This is a genomic window from Pirellulales bacterium (assembly GCA_035533075.1).
Classification (GTDB): Bacteria; Planctomycetota; Planctomycetia; order Pirellulales; family JAICIG01; genus DASSFG01.
The window spans coordinates 1-20749 of record DATLUO010000150.1 but is presented as its reverse complement, the minus strand read 5'-3'; the positions used below and the strand labels follow the sequence as shown (position 1 = coordinate 20749).

20 protein-coding genes are annotated in these 20749 nt (G+C 63.1%); 8 read left to right on the top strand and 12 right to left on the bottom strand.

Annotated features, from left to right (window positions below; translation table 11 throughout):
* The first annotated feature begins 432 nt into the window (after nt 1-432).
* A complete protein-coding gene (locus tag VNH11_19305; GenBank protein ID HVA48521.1) occupies nt 433-966 on the top strand; it encodes a hypothetical protein in 534 nt (177 codons plus the stop codon).
* A gap of 41 nt (nt 967-1007) precedes the next feature.
* On the opposite strand, the gene VNH11_19300 is transcribed toward VNH11_19305, so the two are convergent.
* The 8 genes from VNH11_19300 to VNH11_19265 form a co-directional block, all read right to left on the bottom strand.
* Complete coding sequence (locus tag VNH11_19300) at nt 1008-1262, bottom strand: hypothetical protein (protein ID HVA48520.1); 255 nt, start codon at nt 1260-1262, stop codon at nt 1008-1010.
* A gap of 21 nt (nt 1263-1283) precedes the next feature.
* The gene (gene cls, locus VNH11_19295; protein ID HVA48519.1) at nt 1284-2789 is read right to left on the bottom strand and encodes a cardiolipin synthase; all 1506 of its coding nucleotides are present in this window, start codon (nt 2787-2789) and stop codon (nt 1284-1286) included.
* Between the two features lie 66 nt (nt 2790-2855).
* Entirely contained in the window at nt 2856-4073 is a 1218-nt protein-coding gene (locus tag VNH11_19290) for a hypothetical protein (GenBank protein HVA48518.1), read from the bottom strand.
* A 133-nt stretch (nt 4074-4206) separates the two neighbouring features.
* On the bottom strand, nt 4207-5154 hold the full coding sequence (locus VNH11_19285; protein ID HVA48517.1) for a GGDEF domain-containing protein: 948 nt from the start codon (nt 5152-5154) through the stop codon (nt 4207-4209).
* Between the two features lie 84 nt (nt 5155-5238).
* On the bottom strand, nt 5239-5949 hold the full coding sequence (locus VNH11_19280) for a HEAT repeat domain-containing protein (protein ID HVA48516.1): 711 nt from the start codon (nt 5947-5949) through the stop codon (nt 5239-5241).
* A gap of 52 nt (nt 5950-6001) precedes the next feature.
* Nucleotides 6002-6250 (bottom strand): tRNA isopentenyl-2-thiomethyl-A-37 hydroxylase MiaE, encoded by a 249-nt coding sequence (gene miaE / locus VNH11_19275; GenBank protein ID HVA48515.1) that lies wholly within the window; start codon nt 6248-6250, stop codon nt 6002-6004.
* 74 nt (nt 6251-6324) lie between these two features.
* Nucleotides 6325-7911 (bottom strand): MFS transporter, encoded by a 1587-nt coding sequence (locus tag VNH11_19270; protein HVA48514.1) that lies wholly within the window; start codon nt 7909-7911, stop codon nt 6325-6327.
* Between the two features lie 101 nt (nt 7912-8012).
* Nucleotides 8013-8693, bottom strand: coding sequence for a hypothetical protein (locus VNH11_19265; protein ID HVA48513.1), 681 nt, complete (start codon nt 8691-8693; stop codon nt 8013-8015).
* Nucleotides 8694-9074: 381 nt separating this feature from the next.
* Here VNH11_19265 and VNH11_19260 point away from each other — a divergent pair, with 381 nt between their 5' ends.
* The 5 genes from VNH11_19260 (at nt 9075) to VNH11_19240 (ending at nt 14546) form a co-directional block, all read left to right on the top strand.
* The gene (locus VNH11_19260; GenBank protein ID HVA48512.1) at nt 9075-9554 is read left to right on the top strand and encodes a dTDP-4-dehydrorhamnose 3,5-epimerase family protein; all 480 of its coding nucleotides are present in this window, start codon (nt 9075-9077) and stop codon (nt 9552-9554) included.
* A 99-nt stretch (nt 9555-9653) separates the two neighbouring features.
* The gene (gene rfaE2, locus VNH11_19255; GenBank protein HVA48511.1) at nt 9654-11285 is read left to right on the top strand and encodes a D-glycero-beta-D-manno-heptose 1-phosphate adenylyltransferase; all 1632 of its coding nucleotides are present in this window, start codon (nt 9654-9656) and stop codon (nt 11283-11285) included.
* Entirely contained in the window at nt 11282-12340 is a 1059-nt protein-coding gene (gene waaF / locus VNH11_19250) for a lipopolysaccharide heptosyltransferase II (protein HVA48510.1), read from the top strand. Before rfaE2 ends, waaF begins: the two co-directional genes overlap by 4 nt.
* Nucleotides 12341-12507: 167 nt before the next feature.
* A complete protein-coding gene (locus VNH11_19245; GenBank protein HVA48509.1) occupies nt 12508-13401 on the top strand; it encodes a lipopolysaccharide kinase InaA family protein in 894 nt (297 codons plus the stop codon).
* Nucleotides 13398-14546 (top strand): glycosyltransferase family 4 protein, encoded by a 1149-nt coding sequence (locus tag VNH11_19240; protein HVA48508.1) that lies wholly within the window; start codon nt 13398-13400, stop codon nt 14544-14546. The genes VNH11_19245 and VNH11_19240 overlap by 4 nt, the downstream gene beginning before the upstream one ends.
* Nucleotides 14547-15009: 463 nt before the next feature.
* Here VNH11_19240 and VNH11_19235 read toward each other — a convergent pair whose 3' ends face one another.
* From VNH11_19235 to VNH11_19220, 4 genes are read right to left on the bottom strand one after another with little or no spacing between them, the layout of a single operon-like run.
* Complete coding sequence (locus tag VNH11_19235) at nt 15010-15201, bottom strand: hypothetical protein (GenBank protein ID HVA48507.1); 192 nt, start codon at nt 15199-15201, stop codon at nt 15010-15012.
* Nucleotides 15202-15226: 25 nt separating this feature from the next.
* Nucleotides 15227-18676 carry a helicase-related protein gene (locus tag VNH11_19230; GenBank protein ID HVA48506.1) on the bottom strand — a complete coding sequence of 1150 codons (3450 nt, stop codon included), beginning with the start codon at nt 18674-18676 and terminating at the stop codon, nt 15227-15229.
* 12 nt (nt 18677-18688) lie between these two features.
* Nucleotides 18689-19090, bottom strand: coding sequence for a hypothetical protein (locus VNH11_19225; protein ID HVA48505.1), 402 nt, complete (start codon nt 19088-19090; stop codon nt 18689-18691).
* Nucleotides 19087-19317 (bottom strand): antitoxin family protein, encoded by a 231-nt coding sequence (locus VNH11_19220; protein HVA48504.1) that lies wholly within the window; start codon nt 19315-19317, stop codon nt 19087-19089. Before VNH11_19220 ends, VNH11_19225 begins: the two co-directional genes overlap by 4 nt.
* A gap of 489 nt (nt 19318-19806) precedes the next feature.
* Here VNH11_19220 and VNH11_19215 point away from each other — a divergent pair, with 489 nt between their 5' ends.
* On the top strand, nt 19807-20184 hold the full coding sequence (locus VNH11_19215; protein HVA48503.1) for a hypothetical protein: 378 nt from the start codon (nt 19807-19809) through the stop codon (nt 20182-20184).
* 21 nt (nt 20185-20205) lie between these two features.
* Nucleotides 20206-20586: a hypothetical protein gene (locus tag VNH11_19210; GenBank protein ID HVA48502.1), complete on the top strand. Its 381-nt coding sequence runs from the start codon at nt 20206-20208 to the stop codon at nt 20584-20586.
* The last annotated feature ends 163 nt before the right edge of the window (nt 20587-20749 follow it).

The window sequence follows — 20749 nt, the reverse complement described above, 5'->3', positions numbered from 1 at the left end:
TTTATCAGCCACGCGGGCTGACCAAGCCGACGCGAGCTCTGTCTCGCGAATTACGGCTCAACGACTGCTGTTTTGCCGCCGCACCCAACGCGACGGCCGGCTCGAACTATGTCCGGAAACCGCGAAACTTGAACTTAGGCGTTATGTGATAAATCGTACGTGCTACATTTCCCGCTCGGTCCCAGACGGCATCAATTTGCTTGCACGACCGGCTTGGTGAACGACCTTTGGTCCGCGTCACGGACCAGGCGACCATTATTCACTGCCCGACCTTCCAAACGAAAGCCATTTTACCAAAACATCGCTGCCGTCAAGGGCCGGAAGGATCCGAATGATTACAAATCCGTAATGAGCCAAAGAGGCAAAGGCAACGCAAGACATCCGGACTTTTCGATCGGATACCATTAGCGGTCGTTGGATCGGGTTACAGCGGTGCGAATCGGCAGGTCGACGCAAAACGGCGCAGGAAAGAAGCGTTGGAACTCGATCGGGGCGCGGGGTCTCGAGCCGAGCACGCCGTTCAAGTTTGCTCTGGGACTCCTGCAGCTTGGCTTGGGCTTCGTCGGTTTCTGGTATGGTGCCCGGGAGGCCGACGCACGCGGAATCGTGAGCATCGGCTGGCTGCTCTTGGGCTATCTGTTCCACACCACGGGCGAGCTCTGCTTGTCGCCCGTGGGCCTGGCGATGGTCACCAAGCTTTCGCCCAAGCACCTGGTGAGCACGGTGATGGGCGCTTGGTTCTTGTCGACGGCCTTTTCGCTGTATCTGGCGGCGATCATTGCCCAGTTCACGCGCGTCGAGCAAGTCGCGGGTCAAAAGGGCATCATGCCGCCGCCCATCAAGACGGTCCACATTTACGGCGACGTATTTGGCCACATCGCGGTCGCCGCCATCATTTCGGCGGTCATCTGCTTTGCCCTGGTGCCGCTATTGAAGCGCTGGATGCACGAAGAAAGCGATGCCTAAGGATGAACGCGGGCTTGGAACGCGCCGTAAGGAAATCCCTGCTACCGCAGAACGATCTCACTCGCGCGAAGTCCGGCTCGTTCGATGTCGGTGAGCGCGCTTTGAATCGCATCGGGCATGGAGGCGGCCTCACGGTCAAAATCCAAGAGGACTTTGCCGTTCTGGCAGACGAGGGCCGCGTCGTCGCAACCGGCCTCGTACACTCGGTCTTGAAGGCGCCGCGTAATGCCGCGGACGCCACGGAGATAGACGACGAAGCGGAACGTCTTCAGTTTTTGGATCGAAGCGGTGGCCATATCGTCCTCAAAGGTGTCTCGTTACAGCAGCGAATCGACCATCCGGGCCGTGTTCTCCGCCAATTTTGCCCGGAGCGGCCGGCGCAGCCACTCATCATAAGACAACTGCCGGCAATGCGCAAGGTAGTTTTCCTGGATCTGGGCCAGTCGGACCACGACCTCGCGGTCGTAGATCAAGACGCTGATCTCCGAGTTCAATTGAAATGACCGGATGTCGATGTTGCTGGAGCCGAACAAGGCCACGTCGTCGTCGATCGTCACGTGCTTGGCGTGCAGGAAGCCGGGCTGATAGTGATGAATCCGCACGCCGGCCTCCAGCATGTCTTCGTAATACGACCGCTGCGCCAGACAAACCAACACCTGGTCGCGGGCCTGCGACAAGATCAGGTGGACCTCCACGCCACGCAGCACTGCGGTCTGCAGGGCCTGAACCAACGGCTCGTCGGGCACGAAATACGGCGTGGTGATGACCACCCGCGTCCGCGCTCCGTGAACCAGGGCCACCAGCGTGCGCTGCACGTTCGCCCGGCGGTAGAGGGGGCCGCTCGGCAGGCTTTGTGCCGCGGAAGATCCGGCGATGATAGGCGCGGGGAACAGGTCGTCGTCGGAGAAGATCGTGCCGGTCTCCATGTAACGGTCGACGAGCCAGACGGCCTGCAGTTGGCCGACCACAGGGCCGGTCACGCGGGCCACCAGCTCTTCATAGACCAGGCCCCGCTTGAAATCGGCGTCGATCAAGTTTTGCGAACCGATGTAGCCGACCCGGCCGTCGATGACCGCGATTTTGCGATGATTGCGGAGATCGCGCCGGCCGCGATTGCGGTTCCACAGCCGATACGGCAACACCGAGACAACTTCGATGCCCGCCGTTCGCAATTTGGGCGCCAAGCGGCGCAGCGCCGAGCGCGCCCCCAAGGCATCCAGCAGCAGCCGGCACGGCACGCCGCGGGCGGTTGCACGACGCAAGGCATCGGCGATTCGACGGCCGGTGGCGTCGTCGGCGAAGATGTAGTAGAGCAGGTGAACGTGTCGCTCGGCGGCGTCGATGTCGGCGACCAGCCGGTCGATTGCGGCCGCGTAGTCGGTAAGCAGCTCAAAGCGGTTGTTTCCCAGGATGCCGAAATCGCCGAGCTGTTGAGCCAGCGTCACAGCCTGGTCGAGCGGCTCGGCAAGTTTGGGCCGAGTCAGGTGTTCGCTTTCGGCGAACCGCTGCCGCAGGTCGTGAATCAATCGAATGGCCTGTTCCTGTCGCTCTTGGCGCCGCCGCGGCAGAAATGGCCGGCCGATAAACGAGTAGAGAATCAGTCCCGCCCAGGGAAAGAAGAATATCAACAGCAGCCACGCCCGTGCTGCCCCCGGACTGCGCCGCTGCGGCACGTAAAACAGCATGCACACGCGGATGATCCAATCGCCGGCGATTTGGAGCCACGCCCAATCCACTTCGGCCAGCGAATTAGCCCACGACCCATTCAAGCCGATAAACGCCAGCAGCATCGATGGCGCTTGGTAACCGGAGATGTCCGTCACGATTTCGCCTTTCGAGCCGCTGGAACCGATCGCTCCACAAAGGACGATTGACGGAGCGCCAGCCGCTCATCGTCTATTGCGGCTGTTGCTCCGCGCGGCCCGCTTCTCGGATGGCGGCGTGCGAGGTCGACGCCGGGCCAGCGGTTCGACGGCCTGTGCCCGCTCTTTCTGAATGCGCTCGTCGAACAACGCCAAGGCGTGCAGGCCGTGCCCCAACGTGCCGAGCGGCCATTCTTTGTCGGCGTTGGTGAACAACAGCGTCGCCAGATAGTCGACGCCACGCACCAGCCGCGGGTCGTCGAGCATTTCGGACGGGACCGAGTAGGCCAGCCATTCCAGGATGTGACCGGTGGTTTGCAGGCGGCGCTCCAGGTCGGGCTTGGCTTCGGGGCCTTTGAACCAGTTGGTGCTGAACGAGCCGTCGGCGTTTTGAAGACTGAAGGCGTAGCGGTGAAAGTCGCGAATATAAGTGTCTGCCCGGTGAAACTGGCCGTCGAGCGGCGCGCCTCGCTTTTGCCGCTCATGAACGGCATAGCTAAGTCCCATCAAGCGGTGCGTGCCCCCGCAGGCCGCGCCGCGAATCGGCGCCTTGATCTCTTCTTGCACCAGCCGCGCGACCGACCATTCTTCGCCGGCCGAATTGCGCCAGGTGTCGTTCAGGTCCAAATAATGAGCCAGTGCGATCAACTTGAAGGTCAGCTCCATGCCCGACTGGCAGCCCAGCTTTTCGGTCTCGATCAGATCGGCGACCGTGAACGATTGGTTGCCGACGCGCATGGGATAGTCCTTCATCGCCTTGGCTTGCGCCAGGATGGCCAAGAACTGGCCCTGGTGCCCTTGCACGTGCGGCCCCTTGGAGGCCGTGATGCGGCCCTGGTCGACATACACCAGGGGCTGGCCCGCACACCGCCCGCCGTAGCACAGCCAGCCGATCGAGTTGACCGGCAAACCATCGGACCCGCCCCGCAGGATGTGCGACTTCACGCCGTAAGCGATAATCCAGTGCATCACTTCCCAGCAGTTCTGGTCCTGGGTGGTGAGCGTCCGCTGGTAGTAATGGTTCGACACCCGGTGAATCTTGTTCAGCAAACGCTCGATTTGGCCCGACGGCTTCGACTGCGGTGACGACGAGTCCGTGAGCGCGGGCCGTCGTTCGGCCACCGTGCGCAACACCGGGCCGCTGTCGGCAGCGCCAACCTGGCTCGCTCGGCTGGCAAGGCAAGATACGAGAACGATGCCGACCAGCCCGGCCGTCCGCTGCTTATTCTGGGGGAGAGACATCATGCTTCGATCAAGGGCGTTTCTCGTGCTGTGCCAATGGGCAGAAAGCAGTATCGGACGCCTTCGGGAACCGAGTTGACCAGCCTGAGCCGCTGGCGGTGCGGCTTGCCAAAACCGGACCGCCGGACCCGGCAAGTTACACGGGCTGCGGCGTCGAGAGGGAGTCTGCGGGGACTGGCAAGACGGTTAAAGAGGCGGCGAATGGGTTTTCGCATTGCACCTGATTGCGACCGCCTTTTTTGGACGAGTAGAGCGCTTCGTCGGCCCGCTTGAAAAGCGATTCGGCCGTGTCGCCGTGACGCGCCAGGGCCACTCCCACGCTGACGGTCACCGCGGTCTGTTCGCTGCTCACGCCGAAGTTGGCGCGGGTCGCGGCCAGGCGGATGCGGTCGGCGACTTTGAGGGCCGTCTCGGCATCGCAGTGTGGCAGCAGCACGGCGAACTCGTCGCCGCCGAAGCGGGCCACGAAGTCGCCTTCGCGCACCAGCTCGGACAGCAAGCGACCGAGCTGTGCAATGACGCGGTCGCCCGCTTGGTGCCCGTAGGTGTCGTTGATCCATTTGAAGCGGTCGAGATCGGCCAACATCAAGGCGAAGGCAATGCCGTCGCGGCGATGATAACCGAAGAGCAGCTTGAGCTTGTCGTCAAAGGCTTTGCGATTGGCCACGCCCGACAAGGCATCGGTATGGGCTTCGCGCCGCGTGCGGTCGAGCTCTTCGGCCTGCTCTTCCATGCGGCAACGGGCAAAGGTCAGGTCTTCTTCGAGCTTTTGGTTCGAGTCGAGAATCGTCTTGATTTGCCCCAGGATCTCCTGCCGAATGACTTCCAGCTCGCCGGTGACGCGAATATCGTCAACGTGCCGGCGAACTTCGGCCATTTCGCTATTGCGGTTGTCGACGTCGGTGCTCAGTTCTTGCACGCTGCGAAGCACTTCGATGAGCGCCCGCAACGAGTTCTCTCGTTCGCGCATCGCCCGCCGCTCTTGCTCGGAATGAGTGGTTGTGCGGCCGATAAAGAAGCCGGCCGCCAGGCTGGCAGCCACGCTGGCGAGCACCCAAACGAGAATTTGCGAGAGTACGTCCATGATGCGGTCCTAAGTGCCTATTTCACAGGGAAAGTATAGGCCAAGGAAGCGTCCGTTGTCCGTGGTTGGTGGCGGGCCCTAGAATCAAAACCATCGTTTCCATCGCGCTGCGACGGAGGGTGGTTTGGGCGGATTTCCCTCGGAGTAGTCGCGCCATTCCTTCACCGACTTGTATTTCTTGCCGGTAATCGCCTTCAGCGACTGCATGGCGCGGAATTGAATGGCCGGATCGGGGTCGTCCAAGGCGAGCACTAGCGGACCCACCGATTGCGGGTCTTTCATGATCGCCAGGCCCCTGGCCGCCGCCATCCGCACGTCTCGATCGGTATCGCCCGTGAGCGTTTCGCAGAGCACGTGGTTGGCCTCGCTTCCCCCGTGGGTGCCCCAGGCGTCGCAGCAGGCGATGCGCACGTCCTGGTCGGCGTCGCGCATGCCGGCTTTGAGCATCGCTTCCACACGTGGGCCGGGAAACAGGGCGATGGTCCGTAGCATCTCCGCCCGCACCAGAATGTCTTGTTCCTTGGGCAGCGCCTGGCAGAGCTCGTCGGTGGCGCGTTCTTGTTCCGGGGGCGGGAGCGTTTTCGCCTTTTTAGCCAGGTCCCGCAAAATTTTGACCCGTTCCGTGGAGGTGATGACCTTGTACTGGGGCCCTTCCTTTTCGTCCTTATGGAATAGTCCGAAAGGGTCGTACCATTTACGGGCCGGCTGAGGACCGGCCGATGCGCAGCCGACCGCGCAGCAGGCCGCCAGCAGAATGCAATCGCGCAGCAGTGGATGGGCACGGCGCAGATTCATCGCGCTGGAATGTGGTCTGACCCCTGGAGGGAAAGCGGAAGTGGGCGTGCAACTATAGTCGCCGCGGGCAGACCCGCCAAGACCGATTGAACTTCACCCGTTGAAAGTGATCGAGTTCTTCAGCCACGATCGGCGACAGCGATTTGACCAGCTCGACGCGGTCGACATAAGCGAAGATCAGGTTCATCGCCGTGCCCGCCGCTTTCTTCTCGCAGTGGGCATGGTCGAGCAAGACCTCGTCGAGATGCTGTTCGGCAGTCGCCAGCCAGTGCGGCGAAGTGCTCGATTTCAAACTGAGCATGGATTCGGATGGTCTTGGGTCTTGGATACGTCAGGCAATTGCCGATTTGAAATTCGCAATTTGCAATTCCCTCTTTACCCCACTTGCGGCTCAGGGCCCTCGCCCGGTCCCAGCACCGCCTCTTCGGCCATGGCTTCGGTCGTCTGGCGGTCGGGGCGATCGTGGAAGCCGATCAGGAACAACAGCGAAGTGGCGGCCGCCATGGCGGCAGGCACCAGCCAGATCTTGGACCATTTGTGCGCCTGGGCCGCGCGCCACTCGGCGCGGCTCACGCCGGCATCTTCGTCCTGGTCGAAGTTGTGCAACAACCTGCGAATCGGAAAGCCGGAATAAACCAGGTCGTCGTCGGACGGCTGGGCCTTTTTCTGCTCGCGCCATTCCTCGGGAACCTCTGAAAGCTCGATGCGACCGTCTTTGTTCTTGTCGTTCTGCTGGGCGAAGTCGGGCGGCTGCTCCTGCTTGCTCTGCGGCGACAGCCATTGGCGGACGGTGGCCGAGAGATCGAGGTACTTCCAGAAGCCCGTGTATTGCTCCTGCGACCGCCAGGCCGGCAACACGGCCCAGCCCGCGGCGGCGCCGCTGGGTTTTTTTACCTCGAAGGTAGGCGGTGGAAACCGATCGACGATGTAACCGGCGGCCTGGTTTCCCAAGAAAAGGCCGACTCCCAAGGTAACGAAGGCGATGAAGCTCTGAGCGCTGGCCCGCAAGTGCCGGGGCGCCCGCTGATCGACGTAGATCTGGCTGGCGACGAAGAAGAAATCGTAGCACACGCCGTGCAGCACCAGTCCCAACAGCACCCAGTTGAACGTGAGCGTGGAAAAACACCAGTAACGCAGCACCCAGGCCAACATGCCCACCAGCAGCATGTTCTTGACGCCCAGGAGGCGGATGAAAAACGGCATGGCGGCCATGAAAAAAATCTCCGAGATCTGCCCGGTCGTTTGCAGGGCCGTGGGCACGGGCATGTCGGTCTCGGTCAGAAAGGTGTTGGCGAACGTGTAGTAGAAGGCCAGCGGGATGCAAATCAAAAGCGAGCAGCCGACAAACACGGCGAACGACGGTTCCCGCAACAGGCCGATCGCGCCCATGCCCAGGGCATCGCCGGAGGTCTCGCGGCGCCCGGGCGGCGTGTGCGGCAACGTCAGGCAGTAGAGAGCCAGCAAGATCGATGAGCCTCCGGCCATTTGGAAAAAGGACTTGTTCTTTTCGCCCAGCAAGATGCCCACCACCAGCCCCGCCGCAATCCAGCCGATCGTTCCCCACACGCGGATAGCGGGAAACTCGCGCTGCGGATCGCGGATGTTGTGAAACGAGATCGAGTTGGTCAGTGCCAGCGTGGGCATGAAGCAGATGGCATAGGCCACCATCACCGCCATCAGCCTGGGAAACTCGGTCTGTTGGGCGGCGGCGATCAGCAGTCCGCCGCCGACTATGTGCAGAAACGAAAGGATCTTTTCGGTGGCGAAGAACCGGTCGGCGACGTAGCCGACCAGCAAGGGCGAAATCATCGCCGCGATGGCCAGCGAGTTGTAGATCCAGCCGACGTTCTTACCCGGAAAACGCAGCGTCTCGACCATATAGGTTCCGGCGGCGACGCCCCACGAACCCCATACGAAATACTGCAAGAACATCATGATCGACAAACGCGTGCGGACAGACATGGCAGGCTCGAATGTGAAAGGTGAGGCGTGGCGAAAAGCATGACCGCCCTTGTGGCGGCGGGTCTATATTAAAACGGCCGCCCGCAAGATGAAAGTAGCGCTCACGCCGTCAAGGGCGGCGGCAGCGAGGCGAAATCGGCCAGCGCCGCACGAGCAACCAACTCGTCGTCCGCCCGCGAGACAAACAGGCCCCGAAGACGTGACCGAAGAATCACCCCTTTCTCCAGCGGCAGACCAAACAACCGCGTCGTGAGACGAAGGCCACTCGCATACGGCTGCAACGCTTGCCCAAGCGCGTCGGCCGGATGGCACAACTCGATGTACGACACCGCGGCATCCGCCAGCCGGGCGACGCAATAGTCCTTGCCCTGCAGCACGTCTCGGCCCGCGGCTAGCGGCAGCCAGGTCTGAGCCACGAGGAGCGGGTGGCTGTCGAGAAGCTGTGTTTCGACCGATACCAGCAGATCGCAGTAGGGAAAACGACCGCCGCCAACATGGAGTAGACCCGCCCGCCAATAGACCTCGGCCGCAAAGCCGCGCTGCAGACTCTGACGGTAGCGAGCAATCAGGTCGCCGCCGCGATGGTAGAGGTCGGCGAGCGTGTCGGGAGCGGCCGCATCGATGCCCACGCCGAGAAAGCCGCAGCCCTCCGGCAAGCGGTCGGTCAAACGGACGTCAAATAGCCCGCGGGCTGGGGTCCGTGCGTCGAGCGATGCGCGCAGGTCACCGCATTGCAGGTTGCCCCGCGCTGCGTTCAACTGCCACGAGACGTCGCCCGACATCGACTTGCACTTCGCCGCCAAGCAAACAAAAAACCCCGCCGCTCACAGCGAAGCGAGACGGCGGGGCCGGAACAGAGAAGAGGCCGAGAAGCTTAGGGGAAACTTTCTGCTGAAGATAAGGATGAGTCAGACAGTCTCAAGCGACCTCAATCTCCTCTTGACAAGCTCGATCATACCAAGTCCCACGTCCGTGTCCAGCGTTTTGTTTCAAAATTGTTAGGTGGGCTGGTTTCCCATCTCAAAATACCCCGACCTGGCTCGTTTTTTGGGCCGCGAGCACGACCGATTTGGCTATAATCGGGCGACGGGCGGTGGCCGGGCATAGCCAATGCCTGGCCGCCAGTCAGACGCGATCTCTTAGTTTCTTATCGACCAAGAAAGATGACGATGTTCGAGCCGGGTGCGATCGAGGGGGTGGTTTTCAAGCCGCTGAAGCGTTTTCACGACGCTCGGGGCTGGCTGGTCGAGCTTTTTCGACACGACGAGCTGGCTGCCGGCGACCGGCCGCAGATGGGCTACGTCAGCGAGACGTTGCCGGGCGTCGCCCGTGGTCCGCACGAGCACACCGGCCAGTCGGACTATTTCGCCTTCCTTGGCCCCGGCGATTTCAAGCTCTATTTATGGGACGCTCGCCAGCAATCGCCGACGTACGGCCGCCGCCAAACGGTCGTGGTGGGCCAATCGAACATGCAGGCCGTGCTCATTCCGCCGGGGGTGGTGCATGCTTATCGAAACGTCGGCCAAGTGCCGGGATGGGTGATTAACTGCCCAAATCGCCTCTATGCGGGCGAAGGCCGGCGTGAACCGGTGGACGAAATCCGGCACGAGGACGTGGCTGACAGCCCGTTCACACTCGATTAACCTCCCTTGCCCGCTCCGACCGTAGTCGGTAAAACTCGCCTGGCCGTCAAAGTCAGGGACGACTTTGAGTTGCGCCTCGTGTCAAGGAAGACCATCCCCATGAGCACGCCCGACTTACTGACCGTCTTCGATCGCCTGGTGTGCCCGCGCGTGCTCGTGTTGGGCGATTTGATTCTCGACCGCTACACATTCGGCAACGCTGAGCGTGTCAGCCAAGAAGCGCCGGTGATCCTGCTGCGTGCCGACCAGCGCGAGGCGAGGCTGGGCGGCGCGGCCAACGTTTGCAACATGCTCCGCGGCCTCGATGCCGAGGTGGCCTGTGCCGGAGTGCTGGGCTGCGACCGCGATGGCGAAGAAGTGCGACGCTTGATCGGCGAAGTTGGCACCGACCAATCGCTCTTGCTCGACGATCCCTCGCGGCCCACCACCGTCAAAGAGCGATTCATCGGCCGCGCCCAGGGCCGCCATCCGCATCAGATGCTGAGGGTCGATAGCGAAACGCGCGATCCCATTTCGCCGGAGTTGGAACGGCAGCTTCGGGAATCGGTGATCGAGCGGCTCGGCGAGTTCGATATCGTGCTCGTGTCGGACTATGCCAAAGGTGTTTGCACACCCACGTTGCTTTGCGGTGTGATCGACGCCGCTCGCCGTACGGGCGTGCCTCTGCTGGTCGACCCGATTCGCGGGCACGACTATTCGCGGTACCGGGGAGCGACTGCCATGACGCCGAACCGGCTGGAGGCTGAGATGGCCACGGGCATCCGCATCGAAACGGCCGCCGACGCCTTCCGCGCGGCGACGAAGCTGCGCGACGACTTGCAACTCGATCTGGGCATCGTCACGCTCGACCGCGACGGCATGGCCTTGGTCGATCGCGGCGGCACCGCCCGGATGTTCCCCACGCGGCCACGGGCGGTCTACGATATCACGGGCGCCGGCGATATGGCGTTGGCCATGATCGGCGTGGCGCTGGCGGCCAAATTACCGCCGCCGCAGGCGTTGCAGTTGGCCAACGTGGCCGCGGGGCTGGAAGTGGAAAAGGTCGGCGTGGCGGTGGTGCCGCGAGCGGAAATCCGCCAGCGTTTGATCGAACAAGGCCGCTCGGCCGAACATGCCGCGCCCGTGGCCGCCCCCCAGTCGCTGCCGCCGACCGACAAGTTCGTCGGTCTCGACGAATTGGAGCGGCTCGTCGACAAGCACCGCGCGGCGGGCCGCCGGATCGTGTTCACCAACGGCTGCTTCGACCTGCTGCACGTGGGGCACGTCAGCTACTTGTCCGAGGCCCGTATGCTGGGCGACGTGTTGGTGGTGGCCGTCAACAGCGACGCCAGCGTCCGCCGTCTGAAAGGCGCGTCGCGTCCGGTGATCGGCCAGCGCGATCGGGCCACGATGTTGGCGGCGCTCGCCGCGGTCGACCACGTGGTGGTCTTCGACGAAGCGGCGCCGCACGCGCTCTTGCACCGCTTGCGGCCCGACGTGTTGGTGAAAGGCGGCACCTATACGCTCGACGAAGTCGTGGGGCACGAAGTGGTCACCGGTTACGGCGGAACGGTGTGCGTGGTGGGCCTCGTCGACGGCGTTTCGACGACGCGCATTGTGGCGTCGCTGCAAAAAGCGGGCGATGGCGTTCGGCCCGCGCCTCCCGCCACGGCCACAACCCTGCAAGGACCGCACTTTTCCAGCGTGGCGAACGTTTCCATGTCGGGCATGGCGCCCAGGGCGGCTGAATGACGAAGATCGTGGTTTTTCTGCCGAACTGGGTCGGCGACGTGGTCATGGCCACGCCCATGCTGCGGGCCTTGCGCGAGCACCTGGGCGAGCGTGGTCGCATTCTCGGCGTCATGCGTCCGCACGTCGCCGAGGTGCTGGCCGGCACCACCTGGCTCGACGATCAGCTTCTCTACGATCCGCGTTCGCCCGACCTGCGCGAGCGCGGCTGGGCGTTGGTGCGGCGGCTGCGGCGCGAGCGTGCCGACCTGGCAGTGCTGCTGCCCAACAGTTGGCGGACCGCCCTGCTGGCCTGGGCGGGCGGCGCCAAAGATCGGCTCGGCTACGCGCGCGGCGGCCGCGGGTTGTTGTTGACGAGAACGCTCCACCCGCCGAAAGCCGATGGGCGGCGGCTGCCCGTCTCGGCGGTCGATTATTTTCTCGATCTCGCCTACGCGGCCGGCTGCGAGGTCGCTTCGCGAGCGGTCCAACTCGCCACCTTGCCCGCCGACGAGCGGGCGGCCGACGCCGTCTGGCGAAAATTTCGGCTGCCGCCGGGACGGCAGGTGGTGGTGTTGAATTCCGGCGGCGCGTTCGGGGCCGCCAAGCTCTGGCCGACTCCCTATTTTTCGTCACTGGCGAGCCGCCTGGCGAGGGACGACCGGCGACACGTGCTCGTGCTGTGTGGACCGCACGAGCGGGCGCTGGCCGCGGAGATCGTGCGGGGCGCGGCCCACCCTCGCGTGCAGAGTCTGGCCGACGAACACCTGAGCATCGGCCTGAGCAAGGCCTGTGTCCGCCGGGCCGCGGCGATGGTCACCACCGACAGCGGCCCGCGGCACTTCGCCGCGGCCTTCGGCGTGCCGGTCGTCACCTTGTTCGGTCCGACGCACATCGGCTTAAGCGAGAACTACCATCCCCAGGCGATCCATTTACAGCGAAAGCTCGACTGCGTTCCTTGCCAGCGGCGCACGTGCCCGTTGGGGCATCACCGTTGCATGCGCGACCTGTCGATCGACGAAGTCTACGGCGCCGTGAAGCAACTCCTGCCGTCACGGGCCACAGTCCAAGCCGCGTGAGAGGGTTCAGGGTTCAGGGTTCAGGAAATTGCACATTGCAAATTTGCCAACCCCAACGCCCAACGCCCAACGCCCAACGCCCAACGCCCAACGCCCAACGCCCAACGCCTGAACCCTGAACCCTGAACCCTGAACGCCTGAACCCTGAACCCTGAACCCTGAACCCGGTGAAAAAGAACTCCCGCCACCGCTTTGACGCCGCCCATCCGCGAAAGAAGTCAAGCATCGGGCTGCGCCGCTTGGCCGACGGCCAGATCTGGGTCGATCAGGCCTATGAGGCGGAGCTCGACGAGGTCGGCCTGGCCACCTTCGATGCCGTCATGCGCAGCCGCACGGGTCGATTGCTGCGGACCTTGCCCGACCGCGAAAACTGGCGGCTCGAGCTGGGAGAAGCCGAACGGCAACGAGTGTTCTATTTGAAAAAGCACCGCGGCGGCTCGCTCTTGGAACGTGTCCGCTTGTGGTTCGGCCCGCGACGCGCTCGCACGCCGGGACGGACCGAGGCCGAGAATGTGGCCGCCCTGAAGCGGGCCGGCATCGAGAGCATGCGGGTCGTGGCCTTCGGCGAACGCATGGCCCGCGGCGTCAGCGAATCGTTTTTCATGACCGAGGAGCTGCGCGGGTTCGCTCCGCTCGACGACTTTGTGCGTTGGCATTTTGTGCCGGCCGCCGAACGGACCCGCTTCGACGGCAAGCTGCGGGGCCTCGCGCTGGCCGTGGCCGACGTGGCCCGCCGCTTCCATGCGGCGGGTTTCAACCATCGCGACTTCTACTGCTGCCACCTGTTCATCCAGGAATTGCCCGATCGCGATTTCGCCATCCGGCTCATCGACCTGCAGCGCGTCGAGCAGCGGCGCTGGTTCCGCCGCCGCTGGATCGTCAAAGACCTGGCCCAGCTTGCTTACTCCGCGCCGCGCGAGCGGATCACGCGCAGCCTGCGGATGGCGTTCATCAAACGCTACCTGGGCATCGCGAAATTGGGAGCGGCCGAAAAACGCCTCATCCGCCGGATCCTTCGCCGGCAGCGGGCCATGGAGCGGCGATTGGGAGCGCGTCGATGAAGATCGGCCTGGTGATCGAAAACTTCGACGCCTCACGCGGCGGCGCCGAACAATGGACCAGCCAATATGCCCGATGGCTGGTCAGAGCAGGTCACGAGGTCCACGTCGTCGCCGGCGGCTTCGGAAAGTCGTCGGCCATCAGCGGCATCGTCGCCCATCGCGTCGAGGGGCCTCGATCGCGCACCGATTTTGCTTTTGCCGCCGAACGTCTGCTCGACTCGCTGGCGCTCGACGTGACGCACGACATGGGATCCGGTTGGCAGTGCGACATTTTCCAACCGCACGGCGGCTCGCGCACGGCCGCCTTCGAGCACAACCTGTTGCTGCTGCCGGGCTGGTTGCGTCCCTTCAAGCGGCACGCGGCCCAATGCTTGCCGCGTTACCGCGAGTTTCAGCGGCTGCTGATGGCCCAGTATATGGACGAGCAGCGGGTTTTCGTGGCCCTCTCGCGGCGCGTGGCCCGCGACTTCGAACGCCACCACGGCGTGCGCCGCAGCCAGATTCGCATCGTTTATAACGGCGTCGATGTGGAGCGTTTTTCGCCCGATCACCGGCCCCGCTATCGACAGGTCGTCCGCGACGAGCTGGGCCTGACCGACCGTGAGACGCTGCTCTTGATTGTGGCCCACAACTTTCGGCTCAAAGGCGTGCCGGCGCTCATGGCGGCGGTCAAGCGGCTGCGGGGCGAACGGCTGCCGGTGAAGCTGGCGGTGGTGGGCGGCAAGCGGCACTTCGCGGGCAATAACGTCGTGGCTGACGACAGCGGAGTGCTGTTTGTCGGACCGGCCGCGGACACGGTGCCCTACTATGCGGCGGCCGACGTCTATGTGCAGCCGACGTTTTACGACCCTTGTAGTTTGGTGGTGCTGGAAGCTTTGGCCAGCGGTTTGCCGGTGGTGACGAGCCGTTATAACGGCGCCGGCGAACTGCTGACGCCCGGCGTCGAAGGGCAGCTTCTCGACGATCCGGCCGACCTGGATGAGCTGGTTGATTGCCTGCGGCCACTCATGGACCCTTCGGTCCGCTCTGCGATGTCCGTCGCCGCGCGCGATCTCGCCCTGCGTCACACGTTCGACCGCAACTGCCGCGAGTTATTGGCGATCTATCACGAGGTGGCCGCCCAGCGAAAAAGGCTGGCCGCGTAGGGGGACGGAGGGACGGAGACGCTCTGTCTCTCCCTCGCTCTGTCTCTCCCTCGCTCTGTCTCATCCCGAGCGCAGGCGACACGTTTGTCGCGTCCGACGAGGTGCGCGGCCAATCCTCTGTACGCAATCCCGGCGCGCCGGGATGCCGTTCCGCCGAATTGAGCGATTCGGTCTTTGAGCGCTGGCTGTACGGATCGGCTGGCGCGTGCAGGCAAAAGCGCCGCGCGCGGCGCGCTGCTTAACAAAAGCGACACGCGCGCATCGCTTTTGTTTCGGCGCCGTCGCGGACGCGGGTGCGGCGCCGCCAGCGTGATCGCCGTAAATGCTTTCTCTGCTTAGAGTTACGACGTTAGGCATGACTATCGACCAGCAAACCCAAAGTTCCCGTCAGGGCGATTCCATGCTGTCGGGCGACGCGGCGGGCATCACGGTCATCGAGACTGCATCACCGACGTGTTACAAATCAGTTCGAGCAAGCCGCGTCTCCCGCTCGAACTCTTCCTCGGTGATGTCGAACATTGCAACGCCGTAGTCGCGCATTCATCTCGTACAGCTTGACCGCCGCCAGCATTCGGGCTTCGTCGTCTGCCTGTTCCGGCGGCACGTTCAGCGCCGCAAGGCGCGCGTCGGGAACGCTGACAATCAAGTCACACATGAGAAACTCCGTTGATCAATGGGTGTCACGCGGAGACGTATTCGAAGCAAATCAGGTTAAGGTCTTCGCGGCGCAACCGCTTCGTTGCGGCGTCGGTTGGCTTCTGCTTGCCAAACTGGTCGGCCAGCGCGGCGACGGCCTGAACCAACATCGCGTCGTCGCCCGATGCTTTCCAGCCGTCGTAGGCGGCCTTCAGTTTGACGTGCAGGGCGCGGCCCATCGGCTGCCCAAGGAAGTTGATGCAGGTCTTAGCCTGCTCGCGGTCCACAGTGCGGCGCCGGATGGCATCTTTGATTTCCTCGCTGACGGTTTGCTGGATTGGATCGACGGCGACCGGCGCCGCTGCCTTGGCCTCGGCTTCGCGGTCGGCCGCCAGAATGTGCCCGATCACCTTGTCTTGAAGAACGAACACGTCCTGGTCGCCCACGTAACGCGGCTCGTCCGCCAGACAGGAGACCAACTGGGCGATTTCATAGCGGTTTTCCATGATCTCGTGGGTGTGGGCGTCGATGTACCGCCAAAAATGCCGCTTGCCTTCGCCGGCACGGGGAGCCTGAAAGTAGAAAAACATGCCGTGGCACTTCTCCCGGCGCAGGCCGGAGTGAATGCCGTTGGGCAACGTCGTCAGTGCGTCGGCGCCGCCGCGGTTCAACAGGTCTTTCAACTGCTTGAGCAGCAGCTCAGGCCCAGCTAGCTCGGCCCTGGCTTCTTCTTCGTCAAGCACTGCCCCGTCTTCAGCCCGGATGCGGCGAATCGTGTTGAATGTCCGGGGATGGACCACTTCGCCCAGCACACTGCCGTCGAGCAGGCCGAGGTCGTCGATGGTCGAAATGCGGTCGGTGAGCCGCTCGACCAAGTGCAGCAGTGCTTCCAGTTCGTCTTCGGGGAAGAGGTTGTAGATGCCGATTTCCGCGTGTGGGCTGCCGATGCGGTCGATGCGGCCGTTACGCTGCACAAGGCGAATCGGATTCCACGTCAGATCGTAGTTGATGAGGATGCCGCAGTCTTGAAGGTTTTGCCCTTCGGAGAGAACGTCGGTGCTGATGAGGATGTCGATCCCGCCGCTGGCCGTCAATTTGCCTTCGCCCTCCGGGAGAGGGTTGGGGTGAGGGTTCTTGCCGCTGGCCACCGGGGCGAATTGGGCGATGATGTTGCCGCGCTCTTCGGGGTGATTCCCGCTGTCGATGCGGCGGATGTGCGGATTGCCGGCCGACCGCAACCAGCTCGCGTCATCGGTAAGCCGCCGCTGCAGGTGGCGCGTGGTGTCTTTGAACGTGCTGAAGATCAGCACTTTCTTCCCCTTCAGGTCGCCGGCGAGCAGCTCCTTGAGCCGCGCGAGCTTGCCATCTTTCGCCGCCAGGGCCTCCGTGCGCTCGTAGAGGCCCTTTAGCAGCTTGACGTCGGCTTCGACGTCGTGGCTGAGCTTCCGCAATTCGTACTGGTTAAGATCGACCGTGGGCAGGCTCTCGATGTATGCGCGTGCCTCGGCCACCGCGTCCAGCTCGTCGGCGATGCTCCCGGCGGCCAGTTCGTCTTCATCGTCACGGGCAAGGAACCTGATCGCCTTCTGAAAATCCTTCGACGACACGACGCGCCGGTCGAGTAGGTAATCCTTGTAGGTCTCCTCGAAGATCAACGCCCGACGCAGGCTCAGCCGGAATGCCTCGATGCTCGATTCCAATCGCTTGAGGAAGCGGGTCTTGAAGATGCCGACAAGCCCTTCTTCGCGGCCCGCTTCAAACTTGTGCTGTTCCTCATCGGTCACGGCCGACTTCTTCTTGTATGCCTCCAGCGTGTACGGTGCCAATGAAAGCGAGTCGATGGCGGCAACAATCTCGTCGTACAGCCCGCCATACGTCGCGCCCAAGTCGTAACTGACCGTGTGCAACCGCCGGTTCGGGAAGGCGACGGGCTTTCCCTTGACCGTGGCGTTGGGATAGGCCGCGCGGATGTAGGGCCGCGTGTTGCGGACCATGACCTCTTCCAGCAGATTGAACAGCACCACGCCGGCGGGCACGTCATCCTGCCGCACCATGCGGCGGGCGCGGCGGAAGTAGGCGTTGAGATCGCCAATACCGGCCTCGCGGAAATGGTCCGGCCGGCTTTGCGTGAACAGCCGCACCTGGTTGGCCAGGTCGTAAAGGTCGTTGTTGATCGGCGTCGCTGAAATGAGAATCACCTTCTTGTGCTCGCCGTCGCGGCCACGCCCGCCATTGAGCTGGATCAGCGTGTCGAGCGCCAGATAGCGGTTGGCCTTGTCGTTGCGGAAGTTGTGCGACTCGTCGATGAGCAGCACGTCGGCGTCTCCGTAGGGCGACGGATCGAACGTGTCGCGGCCCAGTTCCTCCATGCCCACGACCTGGGCGGCGATCGTGGCGCTCGCCAGTTCCCGTTGCCACATCTCCCGCAGCGAGGCCGGGCACACGACGACAGCCTTCTGGCGGCGATGATAGGCGAAGTCTTCGAGCAGCTTTTTGCCAATCCACGTTTTGCCCAGCCCGACCGAATCGGCGATGAGCACGCCGTCGCAGCGATGCAGGATGCGGCGGGCCTTCTTGGCGGCATCCTCCTGAAATTCAGCAAGATCGACGGCGCTGCGCCCCAACTCAGGCGCGTTTTGGCCAAGTTCTTCCTTGAAGTATTCGTAGAGCGCCTTGGCGTAGACCTCGTAAGGCGAGTATTCCTTGGTGCCGAACTTACTGGCATCGAGCAGTTCGATCAGGGCATCCTTGAAATCCGTCGAGTCGGCCCACTGGCGCTCGAACCATCTCGTCAGGTCGGTGATTGCCCCGGCGCCGACCTCGCTCTTGATGAAGCGCCTAGCCTTGTCCGTAATTCCCTCTCCCTCCGGGAGAGGGTTAGGGTGAGGGCGTGTTGCAGTGATCTCGACGTCGCCCTCCTCCCTTAGCCACTCCACCCTCCGCGCCGCCTCGCGGTCCACGGCCTCTTCTGTCGGCAAGATGACGCGGTGGACAAGGTTCAATTCCTTGTTGCTGGCCAGCCCTGGCCCGGTGAAGTTGCTTGAGCCGACGATCGCCGCGAACGGGCGAAGGCGATCACCCCGATTGTGTGTCCCGACGTTGTCTTGATGAAACAGGTACGCTTTGGCGTGCAGGAAGCCTTCGTCATAGAGCCGGACTTCTACCTTATCGGCCCGCAGGAAGCCAATCAATTCCTCAACGAGCCTGATCGTGGCCTCGTTGAAGGGCTCCGCTTCAAGGTCGCCTTGGAGCCGCTTCTTTAAGGCATCGGCGTTGGGCCTCAATCCAATGTCGCTGCCCGATTGCGGCTCTGCGCCCAGCAATAGCCGAAATGCCCCGACGTGATGCAACCCATCTTTCACCATTCGATAGCCGGAAATGGCAAAGTACGCCGTGGCGACGTCGAGCGGCTTGCCGGCGCTCTGGGCCAGTAGTTCGTTCAGCGCATCCGCCATGCGGTGCTGCTGGTTGTCGATAACGAAGGGAATCGGCATATCGGCAACCTCCTAGAAGAGGGTCACGAAGCCAGCAGCCTGGAAATGCCGGTCATTCGTGAACGCTTCGGTAATGCCCAAACGGCGCATGACGATGAACGAAACATGATCGACGATCCCGGCGGCGCCGACGGTTCCCGCGCGATAGTTGGCCCAGGCCTGGTCGAGATCGCCGGGCGTTGGCTCGACCAGCCATCCCTTTGCCGCCAACCAGCTCTTCAGATCGTCAACCGTCGTTCGGTAAGGGCGACGGGCTGACGCGTTGCCGCATTCATAAAGCACCAGCGTCGTCGTGATCATCGGGCGTGCAGACGCGACCAACTTCAGAAACACGGGCTCCGCGGCGTCGTGCCACTGGTCCGCCGCGTCCCAAACAGCGATCAGGCCGACGGTGTCGAGGAACACGGGTTTCACGGTTGATGCTCGTTGTGGCGTTCGGCGGTGTCCTGCTGGCCACTGTCAAATCGGCGTCCGAGGATTTCATAGAGACGGATGAGGCCTTCATCCGTGCCGGGCGGAACAAGAGCGCGAACATCCACCGCTTCTCCGATGACTTGAAGGTCCACGACCGTTCCCTCTGGGAACCGAATTGGTTCCGTCGGTCGTAAGACACCGTTTTCATAGATTGCTCGAATGGTCATCGGCGGTTCTCCTAATGTAGATTGTAGCACCGAGCGAGGGGAACCGTCAGATCGCTCCAAAATTCCGCATCTTGTCTGGCAACGCCTCGGCTCACGCCACGACCGGAGCTTCAGTCCGTCGGGCGATGATTGAATGCCAGCGGCCGGCCAGAGCCAACCAACACTGCCCGCGGCGTGGTCAGCCGCCCCGACGCGGCGGCTGAGCACGCCAAGGGCCAAGGAAGGGACGAATGGCTCGCCGGTCTTCTGGCGTTCAATCACAGCTCCACCGGCGCGAGGCCGGATGGTGGCTCGTTCATCGCAGACCAAACTCGGCAATCAAGTCGGGACGCTGGGCGAGGAGTTGCTCCGTATGGCTTTCGGGCTAAAGCTCGATGCGGATGGCCTGGTCGGATTCATTGTGCCGCTCGGCGTGCATGCACGGCGGGCTGGAAGTGATATAATTGTCTTGCTCCCTGCTTACATCACCGCGACTCCTGTACAAAACCGATGGCCACACCAGACGCTCAATTAGAAGCCATGCGCCAGTTGACCGAGAACTGGGATGGTTACGGGGCCGCCGCTCCACAGGGGCACGTCATCGAGTTGGCGCGTGAGTTCGTGCATCTGATTGAGACGGTGCAGAAAAGGCGTGCCGCCGCTGCCGATAGCCTGCACGTGAGCCCGACCCGGACCGGCGGAGTTCTCGTGGAGTGGGAAGACGCCGAGGTCGAGCACGAAGTCGAGATCAGCCCCGACCAATCGTTCGCGTTCCTGCACCTCAACAAATCCACTGGGCATGCCGAGACCCGAAAACTCTCTCCCGGCGCTCGGGCGGTCGTGCATCCCGGACTTCTCCACGAGCTTTGCCAACTGCTGGCGGCATAACGGCAGACGGAGCGGCCGAAAGTGAGTGAAGTTGCGGACGACGAGGTGCTTCTCCGCCACATTCCCGGCGGAACTCTTTGGCAGGCGCCCGGTCCGAGGATTACCAGTGCGAACTTTCAACTACGACACGACCGCAACGAAACCGGGGTGTCCGTCACGCGGCTGCAAATCACGTCGCCCGTGCGGTTGCTGGAGTTGGTTGGCGGCAGCGTTGACACAGGATCTCGCGTCGCCGCCGTAAGGACTGGCGAACTGCGCGCACTGGGGTTGAAAGTCGTTTCCAAGCCGCTGCCGGACGACGCCGGGCACGCGGAAATCCAATCGGATACCGCCAGCCTCGACGATCATGCCTGTCGAAAACGGCTGGCACGGCTATTTCATTTCTTGCCGGATCAAACGTAACGCTCTCATTGCGCCACCGGCCGAGAGCGGTACCCGACGGCCACGTCGAGTCGCCACGACCGGAGCTTGCCTCCGTCGGGCGATGATTGAAAGCCAGCGGCCGACCGGACAGAGCCAACCAACACTGCCCGTGGCGTGGTCAGCCGCCGCAACGCGGCGGCTG

What these genes read in the sequence shown, in the direction of transcription:
- waaF (HVA48510.1), top strand. Translation starts at nt 11,282, where the DNA reads ATGACGAAGATCGTGGTTTTTCTGCCGAACTGGGTCGGCGACGTGGTC.
- VNH11_19285 (HVA48517.1), bottom strand. Translation starts at nt 5,154, where the DNA reads ATGGACGTACTCTCGCAAATTCTCGTTTGGGTGCTCGCCAGCGTGGCT.
- VNH11_19265 (HVA48513.1), bottom strand. Translation starts at nt 8,693, where the DNA reads ATGTCGGGCGACGTCTCGTGGCAGTTGAACGCAGCGCGGGGCAACCTG.
- VNH11_19235 (HVA48507.1), bottom strand. Translation starts at nt 15,201, where the DNA reads ATGTGTGACTTGATTGTCAGCGTTCCCGACGCGCGCCTTGCGGCGCTG.
- VNH11_19220 (HVA48504.1), bottom strand. Translation starts at nt 19,317, where the DNA reads ATGACCATTCGAGCAATCTATGAAAACGGTGTCTTACGACCGACGGAA.
- VNH11_19290 (HVA48518.1), bottom strand. Translation starts at nt 4,073, where the DNA reads ATGATGTCTCTCCCCCAGAATAAGCAGCGGACGGCCGGGCTGGTCGGC.
- rfaE2 (HVA48511.1), top strand. Translation starts at nt 9,654, where the DNA reads ATGAGCACGCCCGACTTACTGACCGTCTTCGATCGCCTGGTGTGCCCG.
- VNH11_19280 (HVA48516.1), bottom strand. Translation starts at nt 5,949, where the DNA reads ATGAATCTGCGCCGTGCCCATCCACTGCTGCGCGATTGCATTCTGCTG.
- VNH11_19270 (HVA48514.1), bottom strand. Translation starts at nt 7,911, where the DNA reads ATGTCTGTCCGCACGCGTTTGTCGATCATGATGTTCTTGCAGTATTTC.
- VNH11_19240 (HVA48508.1), top strand. Translation starts at nt 13,398, where the DNA reads ATGAAGATCGGCCTGGTGATCGAAAACTTCGACGCCTCACGCGGCGGC.
- miaE (HVA48515.1), bottom strand. Translation starts at nt 6,250, where the DNA reads ATGCTCAGTTTGAAATCGAGCACTTCGCCGCACTGGCTGGCGACTGCC.
- VNH11_19260 (HVA48512.1), top strand. Translation starts at nt 9,075, where the DNA reads ATGACGATGTTCGAGCCGGGTGCGATCGAGGGGGTGGTTTTCAAGCCG.
- VNH11_19300 (HVA48520.1), bottom strand. Translation starts at nt 1,262, where the DNA reads ATGGCCACCGCTTCGATCCAAAAACTGAAGACGTTCCGCTTCGTCGTC.
- VNH11_19215 (HVA48503.1), top strand. Translation starts at nt 19,807, where the DNA reads ATGGCCACACCAGACGCTCAATTAGAAGCCATGCGCCAGTTGACCGAG.
- VNH11_19230 (HVA48506.1), bottom strand. Translation starts at nt 18,676, where the DNA reads ATGCCGATTCCCTTCGTTATCGACAACCAGCAGCACCGCATGGCGGAT.